Below are 13398 nucleotides of genomic sequence, written 5' to 3'. Positions count from 1 at the left end.
GTAATGCCGGAGTGAGGGCACACCGAGCCTAAGCGAGGTGCCGAGTGGTGGGGCAAGAGCCTTTTGGTTACTTTTGGGCTCCTTTCAAAAGTGACCCGCTGTAAGAGCGGAACCCATCTAAGCCATCACCCAAATAACGGATATACCCCCAGCGCACCCTCAGCCCCGCCACAAAAAATGTGCAGCTACTGATGTTACGCAGGCAATCCCCCTCACCACGGGCAGCACTCACTCACCACTGAGGCAACCTGTCACGCGGCAAAAGACCACGCCTTGCTCTCGCGAAAATGGGACTACTCTTTCAGCAATGCTTGATCCAGATCAAAACCGTCGCCGGGATTGCTCTGGCGGCCGCAAGGCCAGAATCCCTGCGTGGTTGGTTAAAAAAAGAAACGAATTTGAATTCGCCACACTCCATATCCGTGGGGGCAGTGGGTGCAGGCCTCCAGCCAGCATTCGGTATTACCTGACAGAGGAAGACTTATGTTCGGTTTGGAGGCGCTAGAACTCGCCCGAATTCAATTCGCGTTCACCATCTCATTCCATATCCTGTTCCCGGCCATCACCATCGGCCTGGCCAGTTACCTTGCAGTGCTCGAAGGCCTGTGGCTCAAGACCCACAACGACACTTACCGTGACCTCTACCATTTCTGGTCGAAGATCTTTGCCGTCAACTTCGGCATGGGTGTGGTCTCCGGTTTGGTCATGGCCTATCAGTTCGGCACTAACTGGAGCCGCTTTTCGGACTTCGCCGGCGCCGTTACCGGGCCGTTGCTGACCTATGAGGTGCTCACGGCGTTCTTCCTTGAAGCGGGCTTCCTTGGGGTCATGCTGTTTGGCTGGAACAAGGTCGGGCGCAAGCTGCACTTCTTTGCCACGGTGATGGTGGCCGTCGGCACGCTGATCTCGACCTTCTGGATTCTCGCCTCCAACAGCTGGATGCAGACGCCACAGGGCTTTGAAATCATTGATGGCCGGGTGATTCCAACCGACTGGCTGGCGGTAATCTTCAACCCCTCGTTCCCCTACCGCCTGATGCACATGGCCACGGCGGCGTTTGTCGCTACCGCATTCTTTGTTGGCTCCTCGGCAGCCTGGCACTTGCTGCGCGGCAAGGACAACCCGGCGATCCGCACCATGCTCTCGATGGCGATGTGGATGGCGCTGATCGTGGCGCCCATCCAGGCAGTCATCGGTGACTTTCATGGCCTGAACACCCTCAAGCACCAACCGGCAAAGATCGCCGCGATTGAAGGCCACTGGGAAAATATCGGCAACGAACCCACACCGCTGATCCTGTTCGGCTGGCCGGACATGAAGGCTGAAAAAACCAAATTCGCGGTGGAAATCCCGTACCTGGGCAGCCTGATCCTCACCCACTCCCTGGACAAACAGGTGCCGGCCCTCAAGGAGTTCCCGCCTGAGGACCGCCCTAACTCGACCATCGTGTTCTGGTCGTTCCGGGTCATGGTGGGCCTGGGCTTCCTGATGATCTTCACCGGCCTGTTCAGCCTCTGGCTGCGCCGGGGCGACAAGATGTACACGTCCAAGCCGTTCCTGTACCTGGCGTTGTGGATGGGCCCGTCCGGGCTGATTGCGATTCTCGCCGGTTGGTTCACCACCGAAATCGGTCGTCAGCCGTGGGTGGTATACGGGCTGATGCGCACGGCAGACGCCTCGTCCAACCACAGCTTTGCGCAGATGAGCATTACGTTGGTGTTGTTTGTGGTGGTGTACTTCGCGCTGTTCGGCGCGGGTCTGGGCTACATGATGCGCCTGGTGCGCAAAGGGCCTGTGACCCACGAAAGCACCGAGCCGACCCACGGTGGCCCTGGGCAGAAACGCACACCGGCCCGTCCATTGTCGGCCGCCGACGACAGTGCCGACGCCGATCACGGCGACACCTTGAACAAGGGGAACTGAGTCATGGGTATTGATCTTCCGCTGATCTGGGCCGTGATCATCATTTTCGGCATTATGATGTACGTGGTCATGGACGGCTTCGACCTGGGCATCGGCATTCTCTTCCCGTTTATCCCGGGCAAGACCGACCGTGACGTGATGATGAACACCGTCGCCCCCGTATGGGACGGCAACGAAACCTGGCTTGTACTGGGGGGCGCTGCGTTGTTTGGCGCGTTCCCGCTGGCCTATTCGGTGGTGCTCTCGGCGCTGTACCTGCCCCTGATGCTGATGCTGATCGGGCTGATCTTTCGCGGCGTGGCGTTTGAGTTTCGCTTCAAGGCCAAGGACGACAAGCGTCACCTGTGGGACAAGGCCTTTATCGGCGGCTCACTGGCGGCGACGTTCTTCCAGGGCGTGGCGCTGGGGGCGTTCATTGATGGCATCCCGGTGGTGAACCGCCAGTTTGCCGGCGGTTCGCTGGACTGGCTGACGCCGTTCACGATGTTCTGCGGCGTGGCCCTGATCGTGGCGTACGCGCTGTTGGGCTGCACCTGGCTGATCATGAAGACCGAAGGTAGTCTGCAAGAGAAGATGCACAACCTGGCCCGGCCCCTGGCATTCGTGGTGCTGGCGGTGATCGGCATCGTCAGTATCTGGACGCCACTTGCGCACCCGGAGATCGCTTCGCGCTGGTTCACCCTGCCAAACCTGTTCTGGTTCCTGCCAGTGCCGATCCTGGTGCTGGTGACCATGTACGGACTGATTCGCGCCGTGGCGCGCAATGCGCACTACACGCCGTTCCTGCTCACGCTGGTGCTGATCTTCCTCGGCTACAGCGGCCTGGGCATCAGCCTGTGGCCGAACATCATCCCGCCATCGGTATCGATCTGGGACGCCGCCGCGCCGCCGCAAAGCCAGGGCTTCATGCTGGTGGGCACCTTGTTCATCATCCCGTTCATCCTGGGCTACACCTTCTGGAGCTACTACGTGTTCCGCGGCAAGGTCACCCACGAAGACGGCTATCACTAGGAGGATTGACTCATGTCCGGCAAACCTTCGTTGCACGACATCGAACAGGCCGAGAAAAAGCCGCTCTGGCAGCGCCTGGGCTGGCTGGCGATGATCTGGACCGGCAGCGTTCTGGCCCTGTTCGTGGTGGCCAGCCTGATGCGCATGTTCATGAACGCCGCGGGCCTGACCACCCACTGAGATCCCGTTGTCCTTATTGCCCTCCTTTATGGAGGGCTTTTTTATTTGCGCGCCTTGAGAATCACGAACTTGGGCGTGGCCGCCACTTGCTCGACACCGCGGAACAAACGCGCCAGTTTGCTGTGATATCCCAAGTGACGGTTGCCGACGATATACAGGGCGCCGCCCACCACCAGCGCTTCCCGCGCCTGCTGGAACATGCGCCAGGCCAGGAAGTCACCCACCACTTGCTGTTGGTGGAACGGCGGGTTGCACAGCACCACATCCAGCGATTGTGGCTCCTGATCGGCCAGGCCGTCGCCGGCGCGAATCAGCACGTCGCGGTCGCCCAGCGCCGTGCGCCAATTCTCGGCCGCCGATTGCACGGCCATGTAGGACTCGTCCACCAGCGTGTACTGCGCCTCGGGGTTTTGCAGCGCGCTGGCAATCGCCAATACACCGTTGCCACAGCCCAGGTCCGCCACCCTGGCACTGCCGAGGTTTTGCGGCAGGTGCGGCAGGAACGCGCGGGTGCCGATGTCCAGGTCTTCGCGGCAGAACACGTTGGCGTGGTTGAGCAGTTCGATGGCCGGGGTTTCCAGGCGGTAGCGCGTAGGGTAGGGCGACACTGCATGGGGCCGATCGGCCCAGGTGGCGATCAGCAGCCGGGCCTTTTTAACCGCCAGTGAGGCGTGCATCGGGCCGATATAGCGCTCGAGCAACTCACCGGCGGCCCGTGGCAGGTGCTTGACCATCGCCCCGGCGATCACCTCGGCGCCAGGTGCCAGTTGGCCTTGCAGGCGAATCAGTTGTTCTTCGAGCAGGGCCAGGGTCTTTGGCACGCGGACCAGTACGCGGTCGAACGGCCCGGTGGGCGTCTGGCTGGCGGGCAGGAACGTTACCGCGTCGAAAGCCTTGCCGTTGCGCGCCAGGTTTTTTTCCAGGCCCAGGGCACCGAGGAACGAGTCACCACTGGAGGTGACCTGTACATGCCCTTCGAGGCTGGCAGCCAGCGCGCCGAAACTGTCGTTGAGCACCAGAACGCGGGTTGCCGGTGCAAGCTGTTGTTCCGCCAGATAGCCGAGCAAGTACTCATCGGCCGCGTCAAACGCTTGCAGCGGGTCGTTGTGCTGTTCTGGCTGACGGATCAGGTCGAGTTGGGCGAAGGGGCTGTCGAGCAGGGGCATGGCGGGGGAGACTCTGGGTAATCGAACCATCTGGATGAAACACGACGTTAGGCTCATCAGGGCTCGCGTCATCATCCAGAACTGGCTGCAAATGTTACGTTTTTTTCCTCTGGATTACATTCGGTGTTTAAAACAACCCGCATTTCACTGCCGTGATCACCGCGGCAATCTTGTTACTGACCCCCAATTTCTTCATTGCACTGCTGATATGGAAGCCGACCGTGCGTTCGGACAGGCACAAGATGGTGGCGATGTCGGAGGCCGTCTTGCCCATGGCCGACCATTGCAGGACTTCGGTTTCCCGCGGGGTCAACTTGCTTGGGGCTTGCAGGCTGGGCTTGTCGGCATACTTTCGTGCAACCACTGCGTGCATCGCGTGGCAAATCCAGAGTGCTTGTCCGGCTTTTTCATAGAGCTCTTCAGGGCTTACAGGGCCGGTGGTGCGCGCCAGGGTCAGCATGCTGAAAACACCCTGGAAATCATGAACTGCCTGGGTCCATCCAAACTTCAAACCGTGGGTTTGGGCATGCGCCCATAAATCCGGCACCGAGCAAAAGGTTTTCTCTTCCCAAACAATCGGCAGCACCGAACGTTTGCAATGTGCAACAACCGGGTCCAGGTCAAAGTAGTGCTCTTGCTTGTACAGCGTGTTCCATTCATGTGACCAGTTATTGATTTTTATAGTTTTTGTTTGGTTGAGGGGCAGGTGGGAACTCAGGGTGAATGCGCAGTATTGAAAGCCCAGCTCGTAAGTCAGGTTAAGGGCTGCCTCGTACATACTGGTGATTTCGTTCTCGCCCTCCAGTTTGGGTAAGCGTGTGTTGCGCCAGTTAACCATGTTTAACTCTCCATATATCATGTTATGCCTTGGGTATTTTCGGGCTCCCCAGTGACACGAAAAAAGAGTGTAGGCGACGGATGACGGACAAAAATGAAAATTTAATTATCCTTGGCAGCGTCCTATGCAAAAAAAACTATACATAAATATAGGGTTGTACAGGGGGTATCTGCCCGGTGAAGTTTCTTTAGTTTTTTTAAGGAGTTGCACTTAATGGCATTTCGATAGCCGTTGTAGGTGGCGCATCATCTACTGGTCCATTTAAAGGGGGTTAATAGCTAAATAGTTAGTTTTAATTGAAGGATTGCTTTGGCTGCGCTTTCAGAGACGACTGCCAGCCTGGCCATCCGCAGCGCCAATGCCAATACAAACCGCCGGTGTTTCCAGGCGCCGCTTTGAGGGACACTAGGGTCCTCTGCAAATGGAGTTCCCCATGACGGCCAGTGCTGAAAAATATACCTGCCAGACCTTGCTCGATGTGCAATCGCTGACCCCCAGCCTGTTTACCCTGCGCACCACCCGAGACCCGGGCTTTCGCTTTCGGGCTGGCCAGTTCGTGCGCCTGGGGGTCACCAAAGCCGACGGCAGCATTGTGTGGCGAGCCTACTCGGTGGTGTCCTCGCCTTTTGACGAACACCTGGATTTCTTTTCCATCGTGGTGCCGGGCGGTGAGTTCACCAGCGAACTGAGCCGCTTGCGCAAGGGCGATACCTTGTTGGTGGAGCGCCAGGCCACGGGCTTTTTGACCCTGGACCGGTTTGTGGATGGTCGCGATCTGTGGTTGTTGGGCACTGGCACCGGTATCGCACCGTTTCTTTCGATCCTGCAGGACTTTGAGGTGTGGGAGAAATTCGAGCGGGTCATCCTGGTCTATAGCGCGCGGGAGGCCAGGGAGTTGGCCTATCAGTCATTGATCCATGAACTGGGCGAGCGCGAGTACCTGGCAGAGCATGCCCACAAGCTCACCTACATCCCCATCGTTACCCGCGAGCGGCATCCGGGAGCGCTCAATGGCCGGGTCACCACCCTGATCGAGAACGGCGAGCTGGAACGGGCCGCAGGCGTCGAGCTGACCCCTGAGCATTCCAGAGTAATGATTTGCGGCAACCCGCAGATGATCGACGACACGCGCCAGTTGCTCAAACAGCGCGACATGCAATTAAGCCTCACCCGCCGCCCGGGCCAGGTTGCGGTAGAAAACTACTGGTAAAAACAAAGGCGCCCCGCAGGCGCCTTTGTTTTATTGGCCGAGCTTACTCGGGCTTGCTGTTCTGTGCCTTGAGCAGATCGCGGATCTCCCCCAGCAGCACTTCTTCCTTGGTCGGGACCGGCGGCAAGGTTGGCGCCACGGCCTCTTCGCGCTTCAGGCGGTTAATCGCCTTCACGCCCATGAAGATCGCAAACGCGACGATCACAAAGTCGATCACGCTCTGGATGAATTTGCCGTACGCCAGCACGACAGCAGGCGCATCGCCCTGGGCGGCCTTGAGCGTAACCGCCAAGTCGCCAAAGTCGACGCCCCCGATCAGCAGGCCGATAGGTGGCATCACCACGTCGCCTACAAAGGAGGAAACAATTTTGCCGAAGGCGGCGCCGATGATAATACCGACGGCCATGTCGACCACATTACCTTTGACCGCGAAGGCCTTGAACTCACTTAACACGCCCATAGGTTATTCCTTGTTACAGATGAGGAGGTAGAAGCCAGTGTAAGACAGTGTGGCGTGGCTTGCGCGACACAACTGTTTACAGTGTCCGTGTTTATCGACACATTAAATCGCAAATAGTTTGCAAAGTGCCACCAATCGCGCGCGAAATACCCGCTATTTCAGTGGGTTACCACACTATTTTCTTTATCGGGGTGGTATGGCTTTTCTATTTATCTTCTGACTCGCAGGTCACTAGCCTCTGGCAAGCACAACTCAATGTGCATTAAAAAAACCAGAGGATACCTCGATGAAAAACCCTATTAGCCGCGGGCCTATTTCTGCGCGACGGGTGCTGCTTGTAGTGAGCGCCAGTCTTCTTTCGCTGTCCGTACACGCCGCCAACCTCACCCGCGATAATGGTGCGGCGGTGGGTGACAACCAGAACTCGCAAACTGCCGGTGCGAATGGCCCGGTCCTGTTGCAAGACGTGCAACTGATCCAGAAGTTGCAGCGCTTTGACCGCGAGCGCATCCCGGAGCGTGTGGTGCATGCCCGTGGCACGGGTGCCCACGGTACGTTTACCGTCACCGACAACCTCAGCGACCTGACCAAGGCCAAAGTATTTGCCGCCGGTGAAGCCACGCCGGTATTTGTGCGCTTCTCGGCGGTCGTTCACGGCAACCATTCGCCGGAAACCCTGCGTGACCCGCGCGGCTTCGCCACCAAGTTCTACACCGCCGAAGGCAACTGGGACTTGGTCGGCAATAACTTCCCGACATTCTTTATTCGCGATGCCATCAAGTTCCCGGACATGGTTCACGCTTTTAAACCAGACCCGCGTACTAACCTGGACGACGACTCCCGTCGCTTTGACTTCTTCTCCCATGTTCCAGAGTCCACCCGTACGCTGACCGAGTTGTATTCGGACTCCGGCACGCCGGCCAGTTATCGCGAGATGGACGGCAATGGTGTACATGCCTATAAGTTGATTAATGCCAAAGGCGAAGTGCACTACGTCAAGTTCCACTGGAAGAGCCTGCAGGGCATCAAAAACCTCGACCCCAAACAAGTGACCGAAGTGCAGGGCCGTGACTACAGCCACATGACCCATGATTTGGTCACGCACATCAACAAGGGTGATTTCCCCAAGTGGGACTTGTATGTGCAAGTGCTAAAACCGGAAGACCTGGCCAAGTTTGATTTCGACCCATTGGATGCCACCAAGATCTGGCCAGACGTGCCGGAGCGCAAAGTTGGGCAAATGGTGCTGAACCGCAACCCGGCCAATGTCTTCCAGGAAACCGAGCAAGTGGCCATGGCCCCGGCCAACCTGGTGCCGGGCATCGAGCCGTCGGAAGACCGCCTGCTGCAAGGCCGGGTGTTCTCCTACGCCGATACGCAAATGTACCGCCTGGGGCCAAACGCCCTGCAACTGCCGATCAATGCACCGCGGGTGACCGTCAACAACGGTAACCAGGACGGCGCGATGAACTTCGGCAAGACCACCACCGGCGTGAACTACCAGCCAAGCCGCCTGCTGCCACGCGAAGAGCCGCAAACCGCACGTTACAACCAGTCGGCACTGGCGGGCAGCACCCAGCAGGCGAAGATCCAGCGTGAGCAGAACTTCAAGCAGGCCGGCGACCTGTACCGCTCGTTCAACAAGAAAGAGCGCCAGGACTTGATCGACAACTTCGGCGGCTCCCTGGCTACCACCGATGACGAGAGCAAGCACATCATCCTGTCGTTTCTCTACAAGGCAGACCCGGAGTACGGCACGGGTGTGACCAAAGTCGCCAAGGGTGACCTGGCCCGCGTCAAGGCACTGGCCGAAAAGCTGACCGACTAACCGACACGCTCCCTGTAGGAGCCGGCTTGCCGGCGATAGCGCCCACAAGTACGCCATCGCCGGCAAGCCGGCTCCTACAGGTGGCACATCACTGAGAATTTGCCATGCGAATCTTTATAGGCGCTGTCCTTGCGTGTTTGTCGTTCAGCGTATTGGCCGAACAAGCTGACCCGGCCGCGCTTAAGGCCCAGCTGCAGGATTATTACTTCGACGCCGCCCGCCGTGGCGACGTGGAAATGCTCAACACCTTCATCGAATCCGGCTATTCGCTGAACACCCAGGATGAAAAGGGCTACACCGCGCTGATTCTCGCCGCCTATCACGGCGAAAGTACCTACGTGGACCGTTTGCTCGCGGCCGGCGCCGATGCCTGCGTGCAGGACAAGCGTGGTAACACCGCGTTGATGGGCGCGATCTTCAAGGGTGAGCTGAAAATCGCCCAGCGCCTGCTTGCCACCGACTGCAACCCCGACCAACGCAACGGCGCCGGACAAACGGCGGCCATGTATGCCGGGCTGTTCAAACGCGTGGAACTGCTGGATGAGCTGAAAGCCAAGGGCGCCGACCTCAACGCCGAAGACCCGATCGGTAACAGCGCTTCACGTTTGGTCAGCGGTGAAATCCGTACCCCGGCGCCGCGCTGAGCTATCATCGCGGTTTTTCGGTTGGAGGTTCTCAAATGGCAAAGGCCAAGCGCATGTATGGCTGCACCGAGTGCGGCGCGACCTTTCCCAAGTGGGCCGGCCAATGCACGGAATGCGGTGCGTGGAACACCCTGACCGAAACCATGATTGAAAGCGGCGGCGCCGTGGCCCCCAGTGGTCGTTCCGGCTGGACTGGGCAACAAACCCAGATCAAGACCCTGGCTGAAGTCAGCGTCGAAGAAATCCCGCGTTTCTCCACTGCTTCTGGCGAACTCGACCGGGTGTTGGGCGGCGGCCTTGTGGATGGCTCGGTGGTGTTGATCGGCGGTGACCCGGGCATCGGCAAGTCCACGATCCTGCTGCAAACCTTGTGCAGCATCGCCAGCCGTATGCCGGCGCTGTACGTCACGGGCGAAGAATCCCAGCAGCAAGTGGCCATGCGCGCCCGCCGCCTGGGTTTGCCCCAAGACCAACTGCGCGTGATGACCGAAACGTGTATTGAAAGCATCATCGCCACTGCGCGCCTGGAAAAACCCAAGGTGATGGTGATCGACTCGATCCAGACGATTTTCACTGAGCAACTGCAATCGGCGCCGGGTGGCGTGTCCCAGGTGCGGGAAAGTGCCGCGCTGCTGGTGCGGTACGCGAAGCAGAGTGGTACGGCGATTTTCCTGGTGGGCCACGTGACTAAAGAAGGCGCACTGGCCGGGCCACGCGTGTTGGAGCATATGGTCGATACCGTGCTGTATTTCGAAGGCGAGTCCGACGGGCGGTTGCGATTACTGCGGGCGGTAAAGAATCGTTTTGGCGCGGTCAACGAACTCGGCGTGTTCGCCATGACCGACCGGGGCTTGAAAGAAGTCTCCAACCCTTCGGCGATTTTTCTCACCCGCGCCCAGGAAGAAGTACCGGGCAGTGTGGTGATGGCAACGTGGGAAGGCACCCGGCCAATGCTGGTGGAAGTGCAGGCGCTGGTGGACGACAGCCATCTGGCCAACCCGCGTCGGGTTACGTTGGGCCTGGATCAGAACCGCCTGGCGATGCTATTGGCGGTACTGCACCGCCACGGCGGCATTCCCACCCATGACCAGGACGTGTTCCTCAACGTGGTGGGCGGAGTCAAGGTACTGGAGACGGCGTCCGACCTGGCGTTGATGGCGGCGGTGATGTCCAGCCTGCGCAACCGGCCGTTGCCCCACGACTTGCTGGTGTTCGGCGAAGTGGGGCTGTCGGGTGAAGTGCGCCCGGTGCCCAGCGGCCAGGAGCGGCTGAAAGAGGCGGCCAAGCATGGCTTCAAGCGCGCCATCGTGCCCAAGGGCAATGCGCCGAAAGAAATGCCACCGGGGCTGCAAGTGATCGGGGTAACGCGCCTGGAGCAGGCGTTGGATGCCCTGTTCGAATAATCGCCAGCCACACATCCCCCCTGTGGGAGCCGGGCTTGCCCGCGATGGCCGTGTATCAGTTAATTGATATGCAAGCTGACACACCGCCATCGCAGGCAAGCCAGCTCCCACATGTTCAGATCTCCAGCAAGGCGGCGAATTCCCGCTCCAGCTCTGCCTGATCGCCGAGGTTCAACTCGATTATCCGCCGCAGGTGGCTGATCGAGTCGAGGTCGATGTGTTCGCACACAAAACCCAACTGCCCATGATCGTCGTGGGTCAGCCGCACCTGCATCTTCACGTCGGTCTCGGCGTCCAGATGAATGTCCACATCGAAAGATTCGTAGCGATGACCCTGCCAGCCATCCGGCCGTTGCACCAGCAAGCCCTTGAGCGACAAATCTACCAATTGCACCGGCCACACATGGCCGTCCTGCTCGAGTTCGGTCCTCGCATCGAAGGCAATGCGTCGGAAACGGCGTCGGTCTGAAGGTTGTTCGCGCATGGTGAAACCCTCTGTGGATAAATAAATTGTAGCGCTGCGCCATCATGGGGCGGTTTTTTCTGCTTTTTTCGCCCCGGCAAGGCTCTAGACCAACGTAGGGGGGTGGCCTTTGAGGCCAGTAGCGCTAAACTCGGGATGGCTGTCTTTCTGTCCACCCTGGCTGGAATATAAAAATGAAAAATAATAATAGCCTGCTACGCCATCTACCCTGGCTGCTGCTGGCAATCGTAGGAGCGTGCGCCCTGGGCGTAGTGGCCTTGCGCCGCGGCGAGGCGATCAACGCCTTGTGGATTGTGGTCGCAGCAGTGGCCATTTATCTGGTTGCTTACCGTTACTACAGTCTGTTCATCGCTAACCATGTGATGCAGCTCGATCCACTGCGGGCTACCCCCGCCGTGCTCAACAACGACGGTCTGGACTATGTGCCGACCAACAAACACATTCTTTTCGGTCACCACTTCGCGGCAATCGCCGGCGCGGGGCCTTTGGTCGGCCCGGTACTGGCGGCGCAGATGGGTTACCTGCCCGGCACGTTATGGCTGATCGCCGGCGTGGTGCTGGCGGGGGCGGTGCAGGACTTCATGGTCCTGTTCCTGTCTACTCGTCGTAACGGCCGTTCCCTGGGGGACATGGTTCGCGAAGAAATGGGCCGTGTGCCTGGGACCATCGCGCTGTTTGGCTGCTTCCTGATCATGATCATCATCCTTGCGGTGCTGGCGCTGATCGTGGTCAAGGCCCTGGCCGAAAGCCCGTGGGGCATCTTCACGGTGATGGCGACCATCCCGATCGCGATGTTCATGGGCATTTATATGCGCTACATCCGCCCGGGCCGCATCGGCGAAATCTCGATTGTCGGCGTGCTGTTGCTGCTGGGCTCGATCTGGCTGGGCGGGCAGATTGCCGCTGACCCGGTATGGGCCAAGGCCTTCAGTTTCACCGGGATCCAGATCACCTGGATGCTGGTGGGTTATGGCTTTGTCGCGGCGGTGTTGCCGGTGTGGCTGATCCTCGCGCCACGTGACTACCTGTCTACCTTCCTGAAAATCGGCACCATCATCGCCCTGGCGATTGGCATCCTGGTGACCATGCCCGACCTGAAAATGCCGGCGCTGACCCAGTTTATCGATGGCACCGGCCCGGTGTGGAAGGGCGGCCTGTTTCCGTTCCTGTTCATCACTATCGCCTGTGGCGCGGTCTCGGGTTTCCACGCACTGATCGCCTCGGGCACCACGCCCAAGTTGCTGGCCAGTGAAGGGCACGCCCGTTACATCGGTTATGGCGGCATGTTGATGGAGTCGTTCGTGGCCATCATGGCGATGGTTGCCGCTTCGGTGATCGAACCCGGCGTGTACTTCGCCATGAACAGCCCGGCCGCCATTGTTGGCGCCGACGTGGTGACCGTGGCGCAAACTGTCAGCAGCTGGGGGTTTGCGATTACCCCGCAAGCGTTGCAGGCAGTGGCGCATGACATCGGTGAAACCACCATCCTGGCGCGTGCCGGCGGTGCGCCGACCCTGGCGGTGGGTATCGCGCAGATCCTGCACAGTGTGCTGCCGGGTGAAAACACCATGGCATTCTGGTACCACTTTGCGATCCTGTTCGAAGCGCTGTTCATCCTGACTGCCGTGGATGCCGGTACCCGTGCCGGTCGCTTCATGCTTCAGGATCTGCTCGGCTCCTTCGTGCCGGCGCTCAAGCGTACCGAGTCCTGGACGGCCAACCTGATCGCCACCGCAGGGTGTGTGGCGATGTGGGGTTACCTGCTGTACCAAGGCGTGATCGACCCACTGGGCGGTATCAACACCTTATGGCCGCTGTTCGGTATCTCCAACCAGATGCTGGCCGGTATTGCACTGATGCTCGCCACCGTTGTGCTGATCAAAATGAAGCGCCAGCGCTACATCTGGGTGACCATGCTGCCGGCTGTATGGCTGCTGATCTGCACCGTGACTGCGGGCTTCATCAAGCTGTTCGACGCTAACCCGGCGATTGGCTTCCTGTCGCTGGCCAAGAAGTACAGCGATGCATTGGCTGCTGGCCAGATCCTCGCTCCGGCCAAGAGCATCGACCAGATGCAACACGTGATCTGGAACGCCTACACCAACGCAACGCTGACGGCGCTGTTCCTGTTCGTGGTATTCAGCATCCTGTTCTATGCGCTCAAGGTCGGCATTGCCGCCTGGGGCAAAAAGGAACGTACGGATAAAGAAGCGCCATACCAGGCCATCCCGGACGCTTGATAGAGGGTTGC

Annotated in this window: 12 protein-coding genes; 8 read left to right on the top strand and 4 right to left on the bottom strand. The window is 59.2% G+C overall.

Annotated features, from left to right (window positions below; translation table 11 throughout):
* The first annotated feature begins 483 nt into the window (after positions 1-483).
* Genes ACZRN6_RS34570 through ACZRN6_RS34560 form a run of 3 tightly spaced genes read left to right on the top strand, consistent with a single transcriptional unit; the run spans position 484 to position 3114 of the window.
* On the top strand, positions 484-1923 hold the full coding sequence (locus tag ACZRN6_RS34570; protein ID WP_322147641.1) for a cytochrome ubiquinol oxidase subunit I: 1440 nt from the start codon (positions 484-486) through the stop codon (positions 1921-1923).
* A gap of 3 nt (positions 1924-1926) precedes the next feature.
* Positions 1927-2934, top strand: coding sequence for a cytochrome d ubiquinol oxidase subunit II (gene cydB / locus ACZRN6_RS34565; RefSeq protein ID WP_322147640.1), 1008 nt, complete (start codon positions 1927-1929; stop codon positions 2932-2934).
* A 12-nt stretch (positions 2935-2946) separates the two neighbouring features.
* Positions 2947-3114 (top strand): DUF2474 domain-containing protein, encoded by a 168-nt coding sequence (locus ACZRN6_RS34560; RefSeq protein WP_003215809.1) that lies wholly within the window; start codon positions 2947-2949, stop codon positions 3112-3114.
* A gap of 41 nt (positions 3115-3155) precedes the next feature.
* Here ACZRN6_RS34560 and ACZRN6_RS34555 read toward each other — a convergent pair whose 3' ends face one another.
* Both ACZRN6_RS34555 and ACZRN6_RS34550 read right to left on the bottom strand, forming a co-directional pair.
* Positions 3156-4280 (bottom strand): methyltransferase, encoded by a 1125-nt coding sequence (locus ACZRN6_RS34555; protein WP_464009894.1) that lies wholly within the window; start codon positions 4278-4280, stop codon positions 3156-3158.
* 127 nt (positions 4281-4407) lie between these two features.
* Complete coding sequence (locus ACZRN6_RS34550; RefSeq protein WP_322147639.1) at positions 4408-5118, bottom strand: helix-turn-helix transcriptional regulator; 711 nt, start codon at positions 5116-5118, stop codon at positions 4408-4410.
* Positions 5119-5551: 433 nt separating this feature from the next.
* Here ACZRN6_RS34550 and ACZRN6_RS34545 point away from each other — a divergent pair, with 433 nt between their 5' ends.
* The gene (locus tag ACZRN6_RS34545) at positions 5552-6328 is read left to right on the top strand and encodes a ferredoxin--NADP reductase (protein ID WP_322147638.1); all 777 of its coding nucleotides are present in this window, start codon (positions 5552-5554) and stop codon (positions 6326-6328) included.
* A gap of 43 nt (positions 6329-6371) precedes the next feature.
* On the opposite strand, the gene mscL is transcribed toward ACZRN6_RS34545, so the two are convergent.
* On the bottom strand, positions 6372-6788 hold the full coding sequence (gene mscL / locus ACZRN6_RS34540; protein ID WP_322147637.1) for a large-conductance mechanosensitive channel protein MscL: 417 nt from the start codon (positions 6786-6788) through the stop codon (positions 6372-6374).
* 286 nt (positions 6789-7074) lie between these two features.
* Between mscL and katB the strand changes: the two genes are divergently transcribed.
* The 3 genes from katB (at position 7075) to radA (ending at position 10663) form a co-directional block, all read left to right on the top strand.
* A complete protein-coding gene (katB, locus tag ACZRN6_RS34535; protein WP_322147635.1) occupies positions 7075-8616 on the top strand; it encodes a catalase KatB in 1542 nt (513 codons plus the stop codon).
* Positions 8617-8720: 104 nt separating this feature from the next.
* Positions 8721-9260 (top strand): ankyrin repeat domain-containing protein, encoded by a 540-nt coding sequence (locus ACZRN6_RS34530; protein ID WP_322147633.1) that lies wholly within the window; start codon positions 8721-8723, stop codon positions 9258-9260.
* 35 nt (positions 9261-9295) lie between these two features.
* Positions 9296-10663, top strand: a complete 1368-nt coding sequence (radA, locus tag ACZRN6_RS34525; protein WP_003215821.1) for a DNA repair protein RadA — start codon at positions 9296-9298, stop codon at positions 10661-10663.
* Positions 10664-10778: 115 nt separating this feature from the next.
* On the opposite strand, the gene ACZRN6_RS34520 is transcribed toward radA, so the two are convergent.
* Positions 10779-11147, bottom strand: coding sequence for a PilZ domain-containing protein (locus ACZRN6_RS34520; protein WP_322147631.1), 369 nt, complete (start codon positions 11145-11147; stop codon positions 10779-10781).
* A 173-nt stretch (positions 11148-11320) separates the two neighbouring features.
* Here ACZRN6_RS34520 and ACZRN6_RS34515 point away from each other — a divergent pair, with 173 nt between their 5' ends.
* Positions 11321-13387 (top strand): carbon starvation CstA family protein, encoded by a 2067-nt coding sequence (locus ACZRN6_RS34515; protein WP_322147629.1) that lies wholly within the window; start codon positions 11321-11323, stop codon positions 13385-13387.
* Positions 13388-13398 lie beyond the last annotated feature (11 nt).

Source organism: Pseudomonas sp. A125 (assembly GCF_055409485.1).
Note: the sequence above shows the minus strand (reverse complement) of the source record. Positions and strands in the feature narration are given on the sequence as shown.